This window comes from Pedobacter sp. MC2016-14, assembly GCF_020991475.1.
In the GTDB taxonomy this organism is placed as follows: Bacteria; Bacteroidota; Bacteroidia; order Sphingobacteriales; family Sphingobacteriaceae; genus Pedobacter.
In genome coordinates, this window is the sequence record NZ_JAJMPA010000002.1 from 124,679 (window position 1) to 147,295 (window position 22,617).

A 22,617-nucleotide genomic window follows, 5' to 3' on the forward strand; every position below is an offset into this window, starting at 1 on the left:
CCATCTTGCGGTTTAATTATGAGTTGTGTAATAATCATTTCGAAGCAGCAGGCTGAAGTTTGCTCATTTCAACCATAGTTGAGATCTCCGGGATTGCTTCATCTACACCAATATATCCGGTATTCCTAAACCTGATCATACCATTTTTGTCAATAACCACCTTGGTAGGCAGACCTCTAACCTGGAAGGCAGATGACATTGGATTTCTGTGTGTTTGTTCATCTCTAAGATCCATATATACATCGAAGGTATAGCGCTTGTTATCAATGATCTTCATCGCATCCTGGGTTGCTGTTGGTACTTTTTCAGAAGTATGAACAAACATGAAAACTACAGAAGAGTCTCCTTTATAATAGTCAACGGCCTTTTGCATACCAGGAAAAGAGCCTACACAGGGAATACACCAGGTGGCCCAAAAATCAATAATTATAGTTTTACCTTTCAGACTTTTCAATGATACCAGTTTTCCGTTTACATCCTTGATTTCGAAGTCTGGTGCTTGTTCATTTACTTTCATTTTTTCTACAGCAACCCGCATTTGTTGGGCTTGCGCAGCATCTATAGAATCCATCACAGTCTTAAAGCGTTGATTACTTCCGTACTTTTTTGCAAAAAGTGTTTTTACGCCTTCTTTAAACTCTGCTCCAAAATATCCAGGCCTGGTCAATAATTTATTGATCTCTGTGAGCGCCAGGTCAGTATTACCGGAGCGCATCAAGGCGAGTACATACAATTCTGAATTTTTGGTACGTTGCTTTCCACCAACAGGGGCAAGATAAGGTAAAGCCTCTTTATACTTCCCCTGTCTAAAGCGTATGGTACCACGTTGAAAACGAAGCTGCTGTTTTTCTTGTTCAGAAAAGGAGGTATCAGCAATACCATTTGGCGATGCATCAACAATTGCTGTAATCATGCGTTCGGCATCATCCAGTTTTCCCGCTTCAATCAGTTTCTGTACAACTGCCAAAATCGTCCCGTTTTTCCAGTTCGTTTCTTTAATCTGGCTGATCAACAAATTGGCTTTTGCTGCATTTCCAGCTTCTGCGTAGGCTATAGCAGTATATTCACAACCAGCATCAATTAAGGTTTGGTTGTTTCCTACGTCAATTTTTGTACGCATCATTTTGAGCATCAGTTCCATTCTTTCAGGATCAACATCGGACTTGATTGCATTAAAAAGGCCAGAAAGTGTAGTGTCTGATGGCAGGGATTGAGCAATGGCATTTGTTGTAAACGTAAGCAGGTATACAAAACCTGCTATTAAGGAGTTTAAAATAATTCTTTTCATCTATGTACTTTTTAACGATTGACTACTTAAAGCTTTTTTATGTCTCATCCGATTACTAAATGGCCATACGTGACAATTCGATCATGGTGGACAGCTCGTTTACCGCTGCTTCATTTGTGCCTCCGAATCCACTCATTTTGAAGCGGATGTTGCCGTTTCCGTCAATCACAAACTTCGCTGGTATTCCGTCAACATCAAAAGAGGATACCGCAGGATTTTTGTTGGAAGCAGGATTTTTTACGTCCATGTATAGTGGTAACCTAAAGCCATTGTCTGCGAAGTATTTAGTTGCTTCTTCTTTAGGATTACTTACACTTTCCCAGGTGTGGATGAATAGGAATTTTACGTCTGGATCATTCTTGTATTTGTCAACGGTCATCTGCATGGATGGCAATGCACGTTTACATGGTCCACACCAGGTAGCCCAAAAATCAAGTACTACTGTTTTGCCCTTAAAATCAGACAGTGAAACGAGTTTATCATTTATATCTGTTACGCTGAAATTGGGTGCTGGTTCTTTTATCATTTTGGTTACCAATTCTGCTTTGTGCTTTTCTTCAAATTGCTTAACTAATCCAGCCAAATAAGCTTTCGGGTCTTTACCCGGGTTTAATTTAGTATACGCTGATTTTAATTCTACTTTCAAGTCGTCGGTGGCTACGCCTGTCAATACTGATTTTTCCAGTTCTGGCAGAGCTTCCTTCTGGCTGCCAGACTTGCTCATTAAGTAGTAGTAATTTGCAGTCAATCCCGGGCTTTTTCGCTGCACCTGATCATAATATTCCTTAAAAGCGGTAAATGCGTTTGCGTAATCACCCTTTTTTACCAGAATTTGGCTCCTTACGTTTAGCAAAGTCTGACGATCCTGTGCAGAATTTTCAACTTTATTAAGTTGTTCGTTAACTAAAGTTTCAGCGGCCTTTACATCATAAGTAAGAATTGCAGTTGGCACTATTCCCAGATACATTGTTCGCGGTCTTCCTTCAAGCTGGTTAAAATAAGTTAACGCTTTACTCGTATTTTTTGCTGCTGCAAAATTTCCAGCCAGCATCGCCTTATACTGTTCAAAATTATCATCCGGATTCGCTTTAACCAATCGTTTAATGATAACTTCTTGTTTTAGTGGGTCTATGATAGTCTTTAAGGAATCAAGACTGGCTTTATATGCAGGTGTAGGTTGTTGACTGTAAGCCGCGAAACCAACGAACAAGCTTGTGGCAACCATGTTAAACTTTTTTATCATTATCGTAGATTATTTAATGAGAGCCAATGTTTCATCACTAGCTCTTTATAAGTGTTTTTTAACATATTTACCTTTCAGCGATTTTAACAATTTCTCCAAATCCTTCATACTTCTTTACGTAAGTGTTACCTGTAAATTCTCCCGTAGCAGCAAGATCAAAATAATATACCACACCAGCCGTCCCTGAATTTGTTGCTACAGCAATCCGGGTGTTACCTGATTTTTTCATATCCTTAACTACATTCCCAATTGGGAAAGAATAAAGTAATACTGATGTATTTGTTAATATATTGTACAAGTAAATTTTATTATTTGCGGAATAATACATCTGCTTTTGAACCGAAGAGGTAACAAAATTTGTTGCAATATTAATATCTGTTCCATCTATCCTTTGGTTTATACCTGGAACAGTTCCGCTGCCGCTCGCAATAGCGGACATCAAATAGCGGGTATTGGTTGCATCAGCCATGATAAAATAATACTCTCTTGAAGATGTATTACCTGTATCAAAACCCAGCATTGTTCTGTTAACATTAGCGAAATTAAATGCCGCCGTAGGAGTGGCTGGAGCCACGCTCAAAATGCTTGATTGTTGAGGAAGAATCATGAACCGCTTATACTTATTGTCGTAGTAATAGGCTGGAGAATTGGAGGCCAAGAAAAATCCACCAGGATACATTTCATAGTCTCCAGCTGACAGTTCTTCAAAGGACCCTAACTCATAATCAGGAAAAGCTGGTCCAGGCCCTGCATAAACTCCGCCATTTAAAATCAACACTTGGTCTATGTAAAAAGATGGAACATTTGCTTGAAATGGTTTTGAGGTAATTGGAAAGTTGTTAAAAGAGGGAATGATCTCCGAAATATCCTGGATCTCTTTTAAATTATCCCTGTCAAATCTCCAAACACCCTGACTGGTAAAAGCAAATAAATATCCCGAATAGGTACTGCCACCATATTCATAAGCTAATGCATGATAAGCTCCAACTGCATTTCCTGCATAAGTTTTATTATTCACCTCTTCCAGGGGATTCATTAAGATTACATCGTCTTCTCGTATAAATGAAAAACGGGCTTTGCCTTCTTTATTGTGCGCCACATACCAGCCAGCATAATATGTGCCCCTTACGTCCAACGTATACTGGTACATGGCCTGAATTCCCGTTTTCTTACTGGTAGCTTTAAACCACACTCTGTAGCCAGTTTTAATCGGCAGATCAACTTTAACTCTTAAATCTTTTTTCAGGGAAACTAAAGAGTCATTAATGGTCCATGAATAGCTGTATTCCTCACCTTCAGGCATTGATTCTTTTAACACAGGAGCAATGATCAGCGAATCGTAAAGCGACAGCGTCATGCTACTCAATGCCGGTGTCTCAATGGTTAAATTGTTAATTGATTTGTAGGTCTCTTTTCCCTCTTCCTTTGTACAAGCCAAGACCAACATGATAATCAACATCAAGGTGCTTTGCAGTATATATTTTATCTTATTCATAACTTGTAAATTAAATGTGATCAAAAGGTAACCCTAATATTGCTTTCGTCTATCAAAGGCCCATTAGTAGACTCGTATGTAGTTAAAGCAGCCCTTAAAACCGGTAATCTGGTCGCACTAGAGGTTGAAAAACTGTTGGCAGTTGCAGTTGGATATTGCTTCATCATAAAACGTAATTTTACTGAACTGAAAATGCCGTAAGCTGTCTCATTCCAACTGGTTGGTTTGGTTAGCATATCATTTATATAAAGTTTTAACTGCTTGAAGAGTTGCTCGTCGGCAGCTGAGGAAGTTTTTCTGGGTATCGTTCCTGCAGCACCTACTTTAAAATCCGTGGTTGCCACTGGTTCAACAACCAGTATCATAGTATCTAACATCATTTGAGGTGTTTTGTATACCACGATGGGATACCTGGTTTTAAAGGCCCCTGCAGGAAGTGTTATCTCTTCCGGAAAATCATAATCTATTCCTGCCTTTGCCGTAGTGCCTGCCATAGCTTTGATTTTTATTTTGCGGGGATAATCAGCTAGCAAACCTGAAACCTGCATTTCAACAAAAACAGAATCTTTCACTTTTGCAACATTGGCAGCAGCAGAAAATGAGTAGGTACGCGGATTGGTGATTTGGTAATACTCATAAAAAGCTACTCCATTCTCACCTTCATAAGTCATCACTTCTTCTTTTTTACAAGAAAAAAAGCAGGTTATGACTAAAAAGAACAGTAAATATTTCATAATAAATAATTTAATGGATTAGTAGTTTGGATTAAATTGAAGTTCGGTATCAGGTATCGGCAGTATGTATTTGGCAGGCACAATCGCAGTAGGGGTACCAGTGTAAAATTGCATGCTTGTCGCATTAATGCGCTTATAATAAAAGAACAATTGACCTTCGGCATAAAATTCCTTTTGATATTCTTTTAATAGTTCTGCGTTTAAAAATGTCTGATTACCCGTTGTGGCAAGTAGTGCCAGGGATCGGTTTTGACGCACTGTATTTAAATAAGCAATACCTTCTGCGGGAGTAGCTGCAGCTTCTGCCAAAATATAGTACATTTCAGACAGACGGACAACCGGTACATACTGATCTAACCTCGCTGTCGAAATTGTTGTACTTGAAGATTGCCAGAATTTGGATGGGAATTTAAGGCCACCGTCTGTCTCTATCCAGTTTTTATATCTTATATCGGTATTAACACCATTTGATGGAGTCTCGTATAACGTGTTAAAGTTGTTTTCGGTCTGTGTCAATTTAGTGTTTAGGAGTGTTCCCGCTCTAAAATACGTATCTGTATGTGCTTGTAAGTTCCTCGATCTAAGCATAAAGATCTGTTCTGTGAGGTATAGACGATCTCTATTGGTGGTGCTTTCCGCAGCGGCTACAGTTACAAACGGATATTTTCCGGAATTTACCACAAGTAGTGCCGCACTCTTCGCACCTTCTTTATCACCTATATAAATACGAACCCTTGCTTCTAAGGCCTTTACCCCATAATAATTTAAATGTTCACGTCTGGTTCTTTCATCATTTAAAACAATTGGATCGTTTTGAATCAATAAGTTTTCGGCCTCCTTTAGGTCTGCCAAAACCAGACTTACTACTTCCTGTGTAGTAGATGGCACTTGCGCATTTTCACTGATGTCTTTTTTATAAGGAATAGCTTTAGCATTAAGATTTGCCTTGTATTCCTTTCCAAACAAGCGCAGGAGGTCGAAATGAAGCAATGCTCTTAAAGCCAATGACTCACCACGAACAATGGTGTAAGTACTTTCGGTCAAAACAGACCTATTAATTGTTGTATTCTCCAGAATTTTGTTTAGCCCGGCAATTGCATTATAACTTGTAGACCATATTGTTGAAACATGAGTCTGCACCTCAGCAGTCGTATAATTAAGCTTTGTGGTTTCCACAAGAGGAATAGTGCTTTGCACACTTGTGATAGCGTAATTTTGTGCCAGCGCAGAAACAAATCCCATTGTTAGCTTATCTCCATACAGATCACGGGAAGCAAGCTGAGAATAAACACCATTTAAAGCTTGCTGAAAGCCAGCTTCTGAAGTGAAAAACTCTTTTTCAGATAAACTATCCTTTGGCTCTACATCAAGGAATTTTTTGCAAGCGGTCAGGGAGCTAATAATAACCATGCATCCTATTAATATTATATTGTTTTTCATCGAATCAAATTTAAAATCTTGTACTTAGACTAAGTGTGTAGCTCCTGGCAAATGGATTGTCGGTACCTCGCTCTACTTCTATTGAGCTAATTGTAAAAGCATTATCCGTATTAGCCGTTATCCTTAGGTTTTTCAAGCCCAGCCCCTGCACAAATGAATTTTGAAAAGTGTATCCCAGGTTAAATCCCTGTAGGGTAACTGTATTATTCTTTTGCACAAAACGTGATGTGCTTCTTACTATACTGCTTGCAGAAATCCTTTTGAATTTACTAACATCTCCTACACTTACCCAACCTAAATCAAATGCTCTGCGGTCAACATTACCTAATGGGTTGGCACCTTCTACTCTGGTAGCCAGGGTAGAATTGTACATGCTTCCGCCAAAATCATAACGCACATTAAATCCAAAACTCAGTCCTTTATATTGGAAATTCGAGTTTAAGGCTCCTGTGATTTTAGCTCTTGAATCTCCCGCATACACTTTGTCATTTGTGTCCCAGTTGTATGTAGGAGTGCCGTCAAGCTTAACATAAATTTCCTGACCAGTAATCGGATCAATACCTAATGAGCGCACCGTGTAGATCGCAGTCATGGACTGCCCCTCAATAAATTGAGGATTTGGCGTATATTGAGTCGTATTTGCAGCATTCAGCAGATCATTAAAGGCTTTCATCTTATCAGAAAGTTTCTTTAAAATGTTTTTGTTCAAGGCCCCATTAACACTTACTGTCCATCTTAACGCTCTCGCTGGATTATTTATAACTTGATACGCAACATCGAAATTTATACCCGAATTCTCTATTTTACCCAAATTCTCAATATAACTGCTAAATCCTGTAGAAGGCGCTAATGAAACTGATGTCAGAGAGTTCTGTGTTGTTTCTCTATATACATCAAAAACAATGCTTAAACGATTTTGAAACAAACTGGCGTCGAACCCTATATTGGCTTTCAATCTATTTTGTGGACCTAAATCTAAGTTTCCAAATCCAGCCAGTGTGGCACCTAAATCGGCGTAGTAACTTGTTGACGTGCTGAAATTATACCTAAACTGTGAAGCATATGGCAGGGTTGCACTTGACCCCGTTGATCCATAGCTTCCGCGCAGCCTTAGTGAGCTGATTTGTGAAATTGATTTAAGAAACTGCTCGTTATGAAGGTTCCATCCCAAACCAGCCGACCAGAACGAAGCAAATCTATTGTTTTCCCCATAGGCAGATGATCCCTCTCTTGTATAAGAAAAATCAGTAAAATAGCGATTGTCATAGGTGTAATTAAATACACCACCATAAGAAAGTTCGTTTACAGTGCTTTGTAGCCCACTAGGTTTACCATTTGCTTGATATTGTGTAGCAAATAATAAGTTGTCCAACCTGTCGAAAGGGAAACCTTCTGTAATAAGCGTATAATTGTCAGCGTTTGAAGTGCGGATATCAAATGTACCGCCAGCAGTGAAAATATGACGGCCAAAACTGTTATTGTAATTAATCCTCCCTTGTCCATCCAAACCAAGAGAATTGTTCGTAACAATTGAATACGTACCCTTTCTTGAAACATCTACAGTATTGGCAAATCGACTGTCAAAGGCCGAATAAAAATTATCAACCGTTCCGGTTTCCTTTGTAATTCCCAAATTTCCCGCTAACCTTAGATGATCTGTTATGAAATATTCTAGACTGGTTTGATTACGGATATTTAAAGTTTTATTCCTATCATTTATTGAATTGTAGGTGACATCTGCCAGGGGATTTAAAACTGCCGAATGATCACTCTGGTTTAGGGTATTTGGTACGGTTATTTGCTCAATATATCTTCCAGGATTCCCGTTTTCATCATATGGGCGGGTGTAAGGATTATAAGCCAAATAATCACTAAATGAGCCATATGGTGATGCATTGGAAACCGTTTGGGTTAAAGTAATATCATTTCTAAACTTTATTTTTTTAACACTGTAACTGAAGTTGAAATTTCCAGAATAGTTCTTTCTATCTTGTTCCTTCATTACCCCTTGAAGAAGTTGTCCATTAAAAGTTAATCCGTAGCGTATGGTTTGATCGCCACCCGACAAGGTTAAAGAACTGCGGTTACTGTATCCTGTTTGTACAGGAATTCGGGTCCAATCGGTATTTACGCCCCTAAGCATTTCTTTATACCGCTCTGCATATTTGTACTGTTGGGCAAAGGTGGTAACCAGACCTGCACGGGTTTCGAATTCCAGCTTTTCCTGGCTATTCAACATATGGTATACCGATAAATCCGGACTGGAAAATGTAAAGTTGTTTGTCAATGAAACCTCCAACGTACCAGGAGCGGGTGTTGTTGTGGTAATAACCATTACGCCATTTGCCCCCCTTGCGCCATATATAGAAGTAGCAGAGGCGTCTTTTAGCAACGTGATCGAAGCTATGCGGTTCATATCTAAATCAGATACTTGTTGCAGGCTTACCTCAAAATTATCAAGTACAAATAGTGGTAAATTAGGATTGCCAGCTAGTTGATCTCCCAAAGTTGGAAATGAGCCTTGGCCACGAACAGTAATATCGGGAAGTGCATTAATGTCACCTCCAACCGCATTATTTGTTATAATCCTAAAAGAAGGATCAAGGGATTGGATGGCAGTAAAGAGGTTTGTGGGATTGGCCTGTAAAAGCTCTGCTCCAGTAATTGTTTTTGCTGCACCTGTAAAAGTTGAGGCTTTACGCTCAACCATCCCCCTAATCACTGTTTCATTTAGTGACTGTAGGTCCTCCTGCATATAAATCGTATAATCCGAATTCGGAGAAATAGCCATATTAATGGTCTTATAACCGATAAATCTGAATTCCAATGAAGTTGCACCACTTGGTACACTTATTGTGAATTTTCCATTTCTATCCGTTTGAATCATAGACTTCGTCCCTTTGATACTCACGGTTACTCCGGGGATGGGTTTGCGGTCTTTTCTGTCACCTACAGATCCAGAGATGAGTTCTTGCTTCACCAACTTATTGTCGGTGATCACAATAGTTTTGTTGCGGATGGTGTAGCTGATTTGCTGACCAGCAAAAGCTTGATCGAGTATATCCTTTAAGGATGCATTTGTTGATTTAACAACTACGGTTTTAGCTGTGTTAAATTGTGGCGTAGTAAACACAAAATCAAAGCCGCTTTGCTTTCTTAGCTCAGAAAATAACTCGTTTAAAGTAAACTCATTTTTTGATAGTGATATAGTTTGCGCATGAGTTGGCAACCTCAGGAAAAGGAGGCTTGCCGTAAAGACCATGCACAGCAGCATCTTTTTGACAGATATATTCATTAAAGTTTCGGTTTTAAGGCGTGTTTCTTAATAAACACAATGGTTTTTTGTTGATGAATGGTTCTGGTTTGGAAGTAGCCTTCCTGATAAATTTGGGTAGATTTTATTGCATAACCGTTACCCTCCTTCCTTCAATTTTAAAGTGTACCCCTTTTGTTGCTTCAAGATCATCCAGAACTTCGGCAAGCGTTTTGTTTCTGGAAATCTGTCCCCAGAAACCAATTTTAGTAATGGGTTCTTTGTATACAACAGTAATATCATACCATCTCGAAAGTCTACGCATTACGTCTTGAATAGGCTCGTCGGCAAAGTAAAAGATGTCATTTTTCCAGGCAATAGCGGCTTCAAGATCCGCTTTTGCAATTAAGATCTGACGTGTCAATGTAGCCTGTTCCCCGGGTACTATGATCTTTCCGTTCTCAAGGCCAGCTGCCCAAACCTTTACACTACCTTCCAATAGTGTGGTTACATAAGCTTGCTCGTCAGCATAGGCGTTTATGTTAAAATGTGTACCCAATACTTCTATTTCCTGAGCCAAAATATTGCCCGCAGCAGGACTGCTAACCAAAAAAGGTCGGTGTTTGTCTTTAGATACCTCAAAGTATGCTTCTCCGCGCAAAGTAATTTTTCTTTTGTCCTTGCTAAAGGATAAGGGATAGGTAATAGAAGATCCGGCATTCAGGGTAACCCGCGTTCCGTCTTGTAAAACCACTTCATATTTGCCACCCAAAGGTGTGGAAATGGTATTGAATCCTTCGTTGCTTCCTGTAGATTGTTGAGCAAGTTCGTATAACAACTGGCCATCTGCTTTTTTAGTAATTACAAGTCCGGCCTGGCTGGCAATTGTTCCCTTTTCAGCATCGTTTAATGAAATCACAGAACCGTCTGCCAGTGTTAAGGTGGCGCGGTTACCTCCTGGTAATACATCGTTTAAATGTTTAGCAACCGGATTTAAAGCTGTATTGTCTTTATTCTTATAAAAGTAAAGGCCGGCAAATAATATGGCAAAAATAACAGCAGCAGCCGCAACCCATTTTAAAGGGTTAAATTTCATGATGTGCTGCTCATCCTTACTACGGTCTGATTGGAATACCGCCTCAAGAATTTGTTCGCTTTTGTCTTCAGCTATGTTCAGTAAAGATTTTGGACTTTGGTAAATGTCAAACAGCAGTTCTTTAACCCCAGCCTCATTTTCTGGGTCCTTTATCAATTCCAGCATTTCCAAGCGCTCCTGAGCGGTAATTTCTTCTGAAATTGATTTATGTAATAACTGGGCTAACCGGTCCTGCTTCATTTTGTTATTTTGTTAAGATCAAGGGATAAAATCTACCGCTTTCTCATTTTTTTACTGTCTGTTTTATATATAGACAAAACGATGGCGATTTTGGGGGGTAAGAATTTAGAAATACTTCGAAAAAAAGTGTAAAAGATAAATTAGCGGCAAATCTTTGGCGTGTGCAACACAATAAGCACGGATACTTCTCATGGCCTGGTCAAGGTTCCACTTAATTGTCTCCGGCGAAACATTCAACTGCTCTGCCGCCTGCGCTCTTTTTAGGTGCTGTTGTTTAATTAATTTGTAAGTGGCCTGCTGTTTAGGTGGCAACCTTTCAATGGCTTTATCCAAGATTTCCTGAAAGCCTTTCTCCCGGTTTTGATATTCATCCTCAGGATAAAATAATTCAATCGAATCCTTAGTCAGGCTAAGGAGATTTTGTTTTTCCTTTTCTGTCCGTTTTAGGGCATTAAAGGTGAGGTTGCGAGCTATGGTAAACAGCCAGCCGTCAAAACTTTCTATTGCGGGCAATTCGGTCCGGTTAATCCATACCTTCACAAAGGTGTCCTGAAGAATCTCTTCCGCAACCCATTCGTCATCTGTAAGGCGTAAAGCAGTGGTGTAAATGTTGGCTTTGTAGTCTTCAAATACTTTGGTAAAAGCATACTCGTTGCCGTTCGCAATTTCTTGCAACAGTTCCGGGCTTGCTTTTTTTTGCTTTGATGACATGTGGCTTTTTTTGTAAAGATATAAATTAAACCCTTACACGATAATGGTTGTTTGTTCCCTTTTGGATTACCGATTGGCTATAAGCTAGGCAAACTGAGGAATGTTAGCTATTTGAATTTATTCTTAATAAACATATCTTTGTGGCTGATCAAAGGTTAAGTGAATACTCAGGGGCAAATAACGGATGGTAAAACAGGACTTCAAATAGACGCTATGTCATTTGAGGAATTGTACCATTTGTATTCAAAAAAAATATACCGCCTCTGCCTGCGGGACCTCGGATCTGATCATGATGCTGCCAATCTGGTACACAACGTTTTTCTGAGTCTTTGGGAAAACCGTTCCACCTTAGTTCTTGAAAAGCCTGAACATTATCTGGTCCGTGCCGCAAAAATGCAGGTGCTTAAACATTTCAGGGACAGTAGTAGCCACAGGATACAATTGAACCAGGCACTTGTTGCCTATAATGAGATAGATCAAAGTACAGAACAATCACTGGATTTTAAGGAACTTAAAAATCGGGTAACAGGGTTGGTTAGCCAGCTGCCCCCGCAATGTGCAAAAGTTTATAGGATGCGGGATGAGCAAGGGAAAAAAAACCAGGAAATTGCCGCTGAGCTTCAAATCTCTGTTAGTGCAGTGAAACAGCATCTTGGAAAGGCGATCTTCTTTCTTCGTGCGCATCTTCAAAAATAAATCAAAAAATATTTTTTTTGCAGCTGTACCTTTTTCTTCGCTATGGTACTTATTCATAAATACCAGTTGCAATCCACATGAATATTTCCCCAGAAGAATTTGAGCGGTACGCTCAGGGCCGCTCTTCAGCAGATGAAAAAGCTAAAATAGAGCAATGGCTAAACAGTCCCGAGCAGGAAGAGCTCAGCGAAAGTGGCAATGAACAGGAACGGTTGCAGGAGGTTTGGGAAGCACTGGCTCCTGTAACACAAATGGAAGCGCCACAAAACTTCAAATTTGGATTTCAGTTCATCTTAAAAATTGCCGCCTGCCTGTTCATAGGTGTTGCAGCAACTACTTGGTTGTGGACCAGCCGTCAACATATAAATGACACCACATTTGAAACAGCGCAATTTCAAACCATCCGCACAGCTAAAGGAGAAAACCTTAAAATTACGCTGTCAGATGGCTCGGTTGTGATACTCAACGCTATGAGTTCTTTAAGCTATCCTAAGCGTTTCGCAGGCAGCCAAAGACTGGTACAATTTAAAGGAGAGGCCTTTTTCTCCATTGCCAGAAACGAAGCCATGCCTTTCATCGTTCAAACAGATTCTTCCTTTACAAGGGTTCTCGGCACCCGCTTCAATTTAAAAGCCTATAGCAATGAAAGTGTAGCCCTAACCGTAGCCCATGGTAAAGTTCAATTTGGCAGACCCAATTCTTCAGACCAGGTTGTACTGACGGTGGGCATGCAGGGAAAAATAGAAAAATACAAACCTGTATTTAGCCAACTGGTAAATCCAGAACGTTATACTGCCTGGACTACGCGAACCTTTACAATGGATAACGAGCGCCTTGATGCCGTGGCTATACGTCTTGAACGCTGGTTTGGTGTAAAAGTAAATGTCAGCTCAGCTCAGCTAAAAGCCCTTACTGTAACCGGAGATTTTAAAAATCCTTCCCTGCAAAAAATCCTGAGCAGTCTTTCCTTTAGCACAGGGTTCCAATACCAGATCACAGAACAAACCGTAAACATATACTAAAGGATGAAATCATATTTACTGCTTTTCTTGTTTGCTGCTCCACTTTTTATAAAAGCACAATCCAATAATCCATTAGAAAAGAAAATCACCATTACTTTCAATAATACGCCGGTTTCAATTGCTTTAAAACAAATTGGAGCGCAAGCCAATTGCTCTTTTGTTTATGCCAATCAATTGCTCAACACCAACCGCAATGTAAGCCGAAGTTATAAGGCTGAAATCTTATCCAACCTATTGTTAAACCTTTTTGACGGCCAGGTCCAACTGCGGGCAGATGGAAATCAGGTCTATATTAAAGCCCTGCCCAGTGGAATTCAAACCTTATCCGGACAAATCTTTTTCGAAGGCAGAGGCATTCCTGGGGCCTCCATCCGGATTGATGCGAACCATCATGCTGTTTCAGATCAAAATGGCAAATATCTTATTAAAGGATTGGCTGCTGCAAACTACAGCGTTGAAGTTAGCAGCATAGGGTTTAAAACACTGCGCAAGACCATTCAATTGACAGCAGGCACTAACAAATTACTTGATTTTTCCCTGGATGCTGATGCACAACAGTTACAACAAGTTCAGGTAACTGGTAAAAACGACAGCCAGAAAAAGAAGGAAAGCGGTTTTAATGTCAACGTTTTGGATGTAAACCAGTTCAATAACTCAAACCGCGATCTCAACCAATTGTTAAATGCCACGGCAGGGGTACGGATCCGGGAACAAGGAGGACTCGGTTCTAATTTCAATTTCTCCATCAATGGGCTTTCGGGTAAAGCGGTGCGTTTTTTTATAGATGGCATCCCAATGGAAAATTACGGCGTAGGTATGACGCTAAATAATATACCAGTAAACCTGGCCGAGCGTATCGAAGTATTTAAAGGCGTTGTCCCTGTAGAATTGGGCGCAGATGCAATGGGCGGCGCGGTAAACGTTATCACCAATAAAGGAACCAGAAACTATATGGATGCATCCCTGAGCTATGGTTCGTTTAACACCCAGCGTGCCTCTTTAAATAGCCAATATGTAAACGTGGCAACCGGCTTGGTTTTCAAACTTACAGGTTTTTACAACTATTCTGATAACAACTACCTCATGCGCAGCAATCCAAAATACGATGCACCCATACGAATCCCAGATGGCACCGGCCAATTTAAAGAGGTTAACCTTAAACGTTTTCATGACGATTACAGGTCCGGTATGATCCAGGGCGAGGTAGGCATAGTGAATAAAAAATGGGCAGATGTGTTTATGGTGAGCATGTTGTACAATAAACATTATAAAGAATTTCAAACCGGGGCTACGCAAAATACTGTTTATGGTAAAATAGATCGCAGAGGAGATTTGCTTATGCCTTCGGTAAGGTATAAAAAGGACGACCTTTTTGTAAAAGGTCTTACAGCAACGGCTTTTTTAAGTTACGGCCGTGAAAAATATGCAGTTGCGGACACCTCTCTATATGGATTTTGGTGGGACGGCTCTCATACAAACCCGGATCCCAGTCCATATGGCGAGTTTGGGGGAGGGATCAGCAGATCTCTTTTCCACTACCAAAACGAGTTTTTACTGGGCAGAATTAACCTGGATTACAGACTCAACGATCAGCACTCCATCACCTTCAACTACAATTACAACCGCGTAAAGCGGGAGTCGTATGATGAATTGAGCACCAGGCAGGAAAACCCAGCAGCGGTTTCCAGAGAAGTGCTCGGCCTGGCCTGGAAAAACCAGTTTCTGGAAGGTAGGATGAAAAACACCGTTTTCGGGAAGGCCTTCAGGTTTAAAACCAATGTAGATCAAATCATATTACCTGGCAATGTAAATGCAACTCAACCAGATAATTCTGCCCGGTATAATAATTACGGCGGAGGCCTTGCCAGTCGTTATGCGCTAAACAGCCACATCGGATTACGCTTATCCTACGAGCATACTTATCGCTTGCCAGAGCAAGTGGAGCTATTGGGTGATGGGCTAAATGTTGTGGCCAATCCAGACATTAAGCCAGAAAGCAGCCACAACATCAATGTGGGTGGAGATTATAGTGTCAAAATTGAGAACCACCAATACGCTTTCGATGTTTCTGGGTTTATACGGGACGCCTCCAATTTTATTTATTCCACTCCATGGGGCAACAACCAGTCGAAGTATCTCAACGAACGTAAAATTATCATCAAAGGCGTAGAAGCAGAAGCACAATATAAATATGCCGACTTATTCAACATTACCCTTAACGCCACTTATCAAAGAACAAAACAAAACCAGAGATATGTTATTGGCACTCAAAATGCAAATGTTACTTTCGGGAACGCCGTCCCAAACCAACCTTATCTATTTGGCAATGCATTTATAGCTGTCGGAAAAAACAATTTAACAGGTAAAGGCCAGCGCCTCCAATTTGATTGGTCCAGTCAGTATATCCATTGGTTTTTCCTGAACTGGGAAGGTTATGGTAGCTCCCAGTCCCAAAATAAAATCCCAACCCAATTTGTGCACAATGCGGGCATTACCTACTCCGTAAAAGAAGGGAAGTATAATATTGGCCTGGAATCCAGAAACGTATTCAACCAACTGGCCTATGATAATTTCAGGTTACAGAAACCCGGTCGTTCTTTCAACATCAAACTGCGCTACTTCATTCAATAACAAATCATATAAGTTTTAAATCATATCACACATTACAATGAAAACAAATACCAGGAAATTTATGATGACCGTGCTTGTTGCGGCAACCTTCAGCATCTTTTTACAAGCTTGTAAAAAAAGCGAAACAGAAACACCAGAAGAACAAACAGAGTCAACATTTGCAGTCGGTGGACAGTTAAATAGCCCTATGGGGCTTTACCTTAACCAAACGGGATCTTTAACCAGCGGTGAGGTCACCTTTGCAAACAGTGGCGCTAATGTAACCACCAAAGCACCAGGTTTCCTGGCCTTGATCTGTAAAGATGGATTTTATTACTCTTTTCTAAACAATTCCAGCACCCTCACCAAATACTCCTACAGCAATCAAAATTTAAATCAGGTAACTGCAATACCGTTTGTGCTTACAGATGGGTTTCGTTATGGGCATACCTGGGTAGACGACAAAAACCTTATGATTTTCGGTAATACCGGTGCTTACAAGGTAGTCAACGTAGAAAGCATGAGCATTGTCAAGGAAGGTAATTTTGGTTTACCTGTAAAAGCTGGTTTAACAGGTCCAAGAATTGGTTTTGCTGTGGTAAAAGACAGCAAGCTATATGTAGGGTATTCATATTCAAATGAATCTTATCCAGCATCTGTAACTAAACCTAACCTTACCAACTACGCAACTGGTACAGCGTACTTCGCATCCTTTGATTACCCTGCTATGACTAATGTAGTGTACAGCGAAGATAATCGGTCTACAAGCCCTGGAAATGACCGTAATGGGGTATTAAAAACCTTTGTGTACAATGATGACTTATATATCACCACCTCACCATTGCCATTGGTAGGCCAAAACTACGATAGGCCAACAGGCTTGTTCCGTATCAAAAAAGGAGCAATAACCGTAGATCCAACTTATTTCTTTGACCTCTCTGCAAAATTAAATGGCGATCCTACCTTGGGTGGCGCTTATGCTGGTAACGGAAAATTAGTTGTTCGCAGAATTCGTATGGACCTTTATACGGACTGGAGTTCATTTAGTGGTTCAAACATTCAGGATTATCATGTGGTAGACCTTGCAACAAATACAGTTACCAGTTTAAACGTACCTCTTTCGAAAAGCTTAAGTACAGCACCAAATATTATGGCAGATAACGGTAAAGTTTATTTCCCGGTAAACACTAAAGATGTAGACAATAACTTTAACATTTATAATTATGATAGCGCTACCGGAGCGGTTAGCAAAGGTGTTAAAATTAGCAGCATCGATCAAATCAACGCTTTATTCAGGGTAAAGTAATTCACTAAAAACATTACAAGAGGGGGCAACAAGGCCTCCTCTTATTTTTACCATGGCAAAAGCTAAAAAATCTACCTTCAGGCGTATCAGTAACTGGCTGCATTTATGGCTGGGGCTATTTTCAGGCATCGTGGTATTTGTGGTATGCTTAACTGCCGCCGTATGGACATTTGGAGATGACTATGAATACTGGTTTATGCCCGGTCAGCGTATTGCGCAAAACGACGGAAAAATACTCCCGCCTTCACTACTGATCAAAAAATGCAGATTGGCTATCAATGCTACTGAAAGTGACAGCTTAGCCATTTTATACAGCTTAGAATACCGGGGGCCAAAACAAAGTTGCATCTTAAGCTATACAGACCGCCCCAGGGGCGATTTTAAAAGAGCCTACGTAGATCCATACTCCGGAAAAATCCTTTACTATTTTACTAAGGAAGATGCTGTTTTCAAATTTAACCAGTTTCTGCGTTCAGGTCATCGCTTTTTCTGGTTGCCTAGACCCTTCGGTAGTTATTTTGTAGGCACTTGCTGCTTACTGTTTTTAGTCACCCTTATTACAGGCTTCATTTGGTGGTACCCTACAAAGTGGAACAAATCAACCCGCAATAAAAGTTTTAAAATCAAATGGGGCGCAAAGTGGAAAAGGGTAAATATAGATCTTCATAACGTTTTGGGATTTTATACTTTAATTTTTACCATTATCCTTACTGTAACAGGTGTAGCTTTTACCTTTAGTTGGTTTAGTGATGGCTACCATTGGTTACTTACCGGAGGAGCGGCGAAAGCAACGCATGCGTCCAAAGGTGTATCAAATACCAACATCGTTATTAGCAAGTACCAACAACCAGATGATCAAATCTGGCGGCGCTTCAAGCACGAAGAAGAATTCAGCATCAAATACCCTCAAGATCCAAAAGATGTGTATGTAGTTTACCTGCATCCAAGTGGGCATAATGAACTTACAACCTGGCACAGCTATGACCAAAATACACTTAACCTGGTTGGCGGTAGCAGTAAACAAAAACCACTGTCTATTGGCGACAAAATCCATGGTGCTAACTATGAGATCCATACTGGTGCTATAGGAGGACTAATTACTAAAATTATCGCTGCCCTGGCTTCTTTAGTTGGCGCATCTTTACCGGTAACCGGATTTATTATCTGGATTAACCGAAAGTTTTAGGTCTTTTTTGCTCTCCAACCAAAGTAAATCAATTTGAATCACTGTTACTTGTGATTTCAAATGCAACAATGTTGAAATAAATTTTAAACAACCAGGAATTTGTTGCAATTTTGTTGCAGATGAAAAGAAAAAACCACAGCCACTTCATACCCAAGCTCATTTCGGGCTGGCTGGTACTTTTCCTGATTTTCATCAATTTGCTACAGGCCTTTCACCAGCATCATGAAACTACTGTTTCTGTTGATAAAACAGCACAGGGAGAGGAAGTATTAACTGATAATGAGCAATGCGCTATTTGTGACTTCGCTGCCCATCAGCGTCACGAGGTATTTTACATCAGTAGTCAAGTTGATTTGCCTGTTCCCCTTCCTGCTGTTATAACCTTAAATGGTTCGCTGCAGCAAAGGATCTATAAGTTTACACTTCAGGGTTTTTCTAATAAAGGTCCCCCCATTCAGCTCTAAGGGATGCTCCCTCCCTAATCCCAACCCTCCAACCTCTGGTTAAATTTCCTTTTTTACTTACCATTCCTTTAAATATAGGGTAGGTGTAGGCCTGCGCCTGATTTTTTAGGCTTCTTTTAATTCATGAAAAGAGTTATTTTTTTCTTAGCTGCGGTATTGGTGTGCAGCTCTGCTTCTGCACAACTGTTTGTTTTATCGGGCAAGGTCATTAATATACGAGGGCAAGCTGTTAAAGGCGCCAGGGTTATTCTTGAGCATACTGGGTATAAAACCTTTACGGACTCACTGGGCAATTTTGCATTCACTGGCCTGCCTGCTGCAACTTATCAGTTAAACGTCCAAAAAGACGACTTTCAGTCGTATAACCGTGCATTATTGATCGGTGGTAAAAACCTCGTTGTTAACCTCATATTGCATTCCAAAAGCCATCAATTGCGGGAGCTTATTGTAAATGACAACCATATTCAGCATAGAAGAAATGAAGAATCGCTTAACATTGAGGTCGTAAACAGCCGGTTTATCCAACGCAACCTGGGCGGAAGCCTGATGAAAACGCTGGAACGCCTTCCCGGAGTAAAAACAATAGGAATTGGCTCCGGGCAATCTAAGCCATTAATCCGTGGTTTAGGCTTTAACCGTGTGGTTGTGGTGGAAAAAGGGGTAAAACATGAAGGGCAGCAATGGGGAGCAGACCACGGTCTGGAAATTGACCAGTTTGCAACCGGAGAGGTGGAAATTTTAAAAGGCGCGGCATCTTTCATGTATGGTGCAGATGCAATTGGAGGGGTTATAGATATAAAGCCTGCAGCCCTTCCTCAAATCAATACATTAGGGGGATCTGTAGACCTCATCGGTAAAACCAACAATAACCTTTATGGCAGTTCTGTTAACCTCTATGGTAGAAAAAAACATTTGTTTTTCGATAGCAGGATAACCTATCAGCACTATGCTGATTACAAAGTGCCTGCAGACACAGTTTATGTATATGACTTTGCCGTTCCGCTTTTTGAAAACCAGTTGCGTAATACTGCCGGAAGGGAAACGGGGTTGCATTTAAATACTGGATATGTAAACGATCATTTCAAGTCGGTCTTTTACTTTAGTAACATCAATAACAGCAGTGGTTTTTTTGCCAATGCCCATGGCTTAGAGCCGCGGCAGGTAAATACCGGGCAGCACGATGCCTCTGCCCGTGATGTCTTGATGCCCAGACAGCAGGTAAATCACTTTAAACTGATCAACAGAAGCACGTACCAAACCGGAAAACAACATTTTGAGCTGGAACTTGGCTATCAGCACAATTTTAGGCAGGAGTTTAGTCAGTACGTTAATCATGGCTATATGCCAGCCGTTTACCCCGATACCATGCAGCTGCCGGCTGATTTGGAAAGGGCGTATGACAAACATGTTTATTCGTTTAATTTTCGCAATGAGATAAGCATGGGGAGGCACAAACTCATGCTGGGTTTAAACGCAGAGCATCAGGATAATGCCATTTCTGGTTGGACCTTTTTGGTACCGGCATTTAAACAAACTACTGCGGGGATATTTGCTTACGACAAGTACAAAGTAAACGATCAGGTGCTGCTACATGGGGCAATTCGCTACGATTATGGCCATGTCAGGACGTTTAAATATGCAGATTGGTTTCCATCGCAAGTAACGGAGGCCGGAAATACATATTCAAGATACCTGTTGCGCGCTGAAAATCTGGTCCGTAATTACAACAGCTTTGTGTGGTCTTTAGGCCTTAACTATAACCCTGACAGGTTCTTTTTCAAAGCCAATTTTGGTAAAAGCTTTAGGATGCCCATAGTTAAAGAGGCCGGAGCAAACGGCGTAAACTATCATTACTTTAGCTATGAGCTGGGCGACCCATCGCTTTCTCCGGAACAATCTTACCAGGCAGACCTCAGTTTGGGCTGGAACGAGGATGGTTGGTCTGTGCAGTTTAGCCCTTTCTATAACTATTTTCCAAATTACATTTACCTCAACCCAACTTCCGCACACAGTCCGGGTCCAGGTGGAGGCAACCAGATCTTTCAATATGCTCAAAGCAGGGTAGTACGATACGGCGCTGAGTTGCAGCTAAAATATAAATTTCTGCGCGAATGGACGGCGGAGTTCCTGGGCGAATACTTGCAGGCTGAACAGCGCTCCGGAGCAAAAAAAGGCTTTACACTTCCGTTTTCGCCTCCCGCATCTGCTTTGTTAAACTTCTGCTGGTCTCCTGAGCTAAATAAATTTTTTACCGGCACATACTTTTCTCTCGATTACCGGCTTACGGCAGCACAAAATAACATCGTACCACCAGAAAGGAAAACTCCAGGTTACAGGATAGTTAACATACAGGCTGGTATTACAATTAGCGTAAAAAGGAGACAGGTTTTAATCAGTTTACAAGCGCAAAACCTATTCAATACAAGATATTTAAACCACACCAGTTTTTACAGGCTTATTGAGTTGCCGGAGGCAGGCAGAAATATTGTCCTGTCGGTAAAACTTCCATTTCAAATCAAAACAATTTAATAAACAATTACATATAAACAATAATTTTATGAAAACAACAAATGTTATGGTAGCAGTGTTGCTACTTGCTGCCAGCTTCACTGCGTGTAAAAAGGATCAACCAGAAATGGCAAAGCCTACAATTGATGGGCTGGAAATAGGGATCGGCAATAACAAGCTGGCGCACCCTGGCAACGACCTGCACATTGAAGCTATGATTACTGCTGCGGGCAACATTAAGGATGTGGTATTAGAAATCCATCCCGAAAGCGGTACTGGATGGGAAGTTAACAACACCTATACAGAAGGTTTTGCTGGATTGAAAAATGCGGAATTTCACAAGCATATAGACGTACCAACCGATGCCCCTGTAGGCGATTACCATGGACATTTGAAGGTTACAGATGAAAGCGGGCAAATTACAGAAACTGAATTTGAACTAAAGGTGGTTGCTGACCCAACACTGCCTAAGGCTTCAAATTTCGAAATCGGGTTAAACGCAGCGGGCAATGATTTGCATGTAGAGGCTACAATTGATGCTCCAAATAAAATAGCCGAAGTGGTATTGGAAGTGCACGGTACCAGCTGGGAACAGGAAGTGAGCTATAAGGATGTGGCTATGGTTGGCCAAATTACTTATAACCTGCATAAACATGTAAATGTTGCTGCGGCGCCTAAAGGCCATTATCACCTGCATTTAAAGATCATTGACCAAAGTGGCAAAGAAAACGAATTTGAAGAACACTTTGATAAGCTTTAATCCGGTCGAGGTATGAAATCAAATTATCCTATGAAAATGATGACGATCAGAAAAACAGGCTTTTTTATGGCCTTACTGCTGCTGGCTGTTACGTTTAATGCCTGTAAAAAAGATAAACAGGAAGAAATTGATACCGCATATCCCGTAATGGATGTTAGTTCTGGGAATGCTTTTCCAAAGCAATGTAGTACGGTAAAACGTGGTGAAAAATTTACCTTTCGTGCTGGCTTTAGTGACAATGTACAGTTGGGTTCCGTAAGTGTAGATATTCATCACAATTTTGATCAGCATAGCCATAGTACTGAAGTATCCAGCTGCAGTCTTGATGCAGTTAAAACCCCGGTAAAACCCTTTCTGTTGATTAAAAGTTATGCAGTGCCGCAAAATTTAAAAACCTATCAGTTAGAACAGGAAATCACCGTGCCAGCAGATGTTGACCCGGGAGATTATCATTTCTTAATCCGGGTCACAGATGCGGTGGGTTGGCAAACCATCAAAGGTTTGAGTATAAAAATCAATTAATTTTTAAACCAATTTATAGGGCTGCCTGCGGGCGGCTCTATAA

General features: G+C 40.7%; 16 protein-coding genes and 1 pseudogene. 9 read left to right on the plus strand and 8 right to left on the minus strand.

What is annotated here, in order from left to right; all coding sequences use genetic code 11:
- Positions 1 to 34 precede the first annotated feature (34 nt).
- From LPB86_RS12985 to LPB86_RS13020, 8 genes and pseudogenes are all read right to left on the minus strand, one after another.
- Complete coding sequence (locus tag LPB86_RS12985; RefSeq protein ID WP_230644582.1) at positions 35 to 1,288, minus strand: redoxin domain-containing protein; 1,254 nt, start codon at positions 1,286 to 1,288, stop codon at positions 35 to 37.
- Between the two features lie 55 nt (positions 1,289 to 1,343).
- Positions 1,344 to 2,531 (minus strand): TlpA disulfide reductase family protein, encoded by a 1,188-nt coding sequence (locus LPB86_RS12990; protein ID WP_230644583.1) that lies wholly within the window; start codon positions 2,529 to 2,531, stop codon positions 1,344 to 1,346.
- A gap of 67 nt (positions 2,532 to 2,598) precedes the next feature.
- On the minus strand, positions 2,599 to 4,026 hold the full coding sequence (locus tag LPB86_RS12995) for a PKD-like family lipoprotein (RefSeq protein ID WP_230644585.1): 1,428 nt from the start codon (positions 4,024 to 4,026) through the stop codon (positions 2,599 to 2,601).
- 218 nt (positions 4,027 to 4,244) lie between these two features.
- Positions 4,245 to 4,760: pseudogene (locus LPB86_RS13000) on the minus strand (DUF4843 domain-containing protein); the annotation flags it as partial.
- Between the two features lie 18 nt (positions 4,761 to 4,778).
- Complete coding sequence (locus LPB86_RS13005) at positions 4,779 to 6,200, minus strand: RagB/SusD family nutrient uptake outer membrane protein (protein ID WP_230644589.1); 1,422 nt, start codon at positions 6,198 to 6,200, stop codon at positions 4,779 to 4,781.
- A gap of 10 nt (positions 6,201 to 6,210) precedes the next feature.
- Positions 6,211 to 9,495, minus strand: a complete 3,285-nt coding sequence (locus tag LPB86_RS13010; protein ID WP_230644591.1) for a SusC/RagA family TonB-linked outer membrane protein — start codon at positions 9,493 to 9,495, stop codon at positions 6,211 to 6,213.
- Positions 9,496 to 9,598: 103 nt separating this feature from the next.
- Positions 9,599 to 10,789: a FecR family protein gene (locus LPB86_RS13015; RefSeq protein WP_230644593.1), complete on the minus strand. Its 1,191-nt coding sequence runs from the start codon at positions 10,787 to 10,789 to the stop codon at positions 9,599 to 9,601.
- Between the two features lie 105 nt (positions 10,790 to 10,894).
- Positions 10,895 to 11,500, minus strand: a complete 606-nt coding sequence (locus tag LPB86_RS13020; protein ID WP_230644595.1) for an RNA polymerase sigma factor — start codon at positions 11,498 to 11,500, stop codon at positions 10,895 to 10,897.
- A gap of 213 nt (positions 11,501 to 11,713) precedes the next feature.
- Between LPB86_RS13020 and LPB86_RS13025 the strand changes: the two genes are divergently transcribed.
- The 9 genes from LPB86_RS13025 (at position 11,714) to LPB86_RS13065 (ending at position 22,574) form a co-directional block, all read left to right on the plus strand.
- A complete protein-coding gene (locus tag LPB86_RS13025; RefSeq protein ID WP_230644597.1) occupies positions 11,714 to 12,196 on the plus strand; it encodes a sigma-70 family RNA polymerase sigma factor in 483 nt (160 codons plus the stop codon).
- A gap of 77 nt (positions 12,197 to 12,273) precedes the next feature.
- On the plus strand, positions 12,274 to 13,218 hold the full coding sequence (locus tag LPB86_RS13030) for a FecR family protein (protein ID WP_230644599.1): 945 nt from the start codon (positions 12,274 to 12,276) through the stop codon (positions 13,216 to 13,218).
- Between the two features lie 3 nt (positions 13,219 to 13,221).
- Positions 13,222 to 15,849 (plus strand): TonB-dependent receptor, encoded by a 2,628-nt coding sequence (locus LPB86_RS13035; protein WP_230644601.1) that lies wholly within the window; start codon positions 13,222 to 13,224, stop codon positions 15,847 to 15,849.
- Positions 15,850 to 15,886: 37 nt separating this feature from the next.
- On the plus strand, positions 15,887 to 17,134 hold the full coding sequence (locus LPB86_RS13040; RefSeq protein ID WP_230644603.1) for a DUF4374 domain-containing protein: 1,248 nt from the start codon (positions 15,887 to 15,889) through the stop codon (positions 17,132 to 17,134).
- 52 nt (positions 17,135 to 17,186) lie between these two features.
- The gene (locus LPB86_RS13045; RefSeq protein ID WP_230644605.1) at positions 17,187 to 18,320 is read left to right on the plus strand and encodes a PepSY domain-containing protein; all 1,134 of its coding nucleotides are present in this window, start codon (positions 17,187 to 17,189) and stop codon (positions 18,318 to 18,320) included.
- Positions 18,321 to 18,439: 119 nt separating this feature from the next.
- A complete protein-coding gene (locus LPB86_RS13050; RefSeq protein ID WP_230644607.1) occupies positions 18,440 to 18,784 on the plus strand; it encodes a hypothetical protein in 345 nt (114 codons plus the stop codon).
- 123 nt (positions 18,785 to 18,907) lie between these two features.
- Positions 18,908 to 21,313: a TonB-dependent receptor gene (locus LPB86_RS13055; RefSeq protein WP_230644609.1), complete on the plus strand. Its 2,406-nt coding sequence runs from the start codon at positions 18,908 to 18,910 to the stop codon at positions 21,311 to 21,313.
- A gap of 28 nt (positions 21,314 to 21,341) precedes the next feature.
- On the plus strand, positions 21,342 to 22,052 hold the full coding sequence (locus LPB86_RS13060) for a DUF4625 domain-containing protein (RefSeq protein WP_230644611.1): 711 nt from the start codon (positions 21,342 to 21,344) through the stop codon (positions 22,050 to 22,052).
- A 12-nt stretch (positions 22,053 to 22,064) separates the two neighbouring features.
- Positions 22,065 to 22,574: a DUF4625 domain-containing protein gene (locus tag LPB86_RS13065; protein ID WP_230644613.1), complete on the plus strand. Its 510-nt coding sequence runs from the start codon at positions 22,065 to 22,067 to the stop codon at positions 22,572 to 22,574.
- Positions 22,575 to 22,617: the final 43 nt, after the last annotated feature.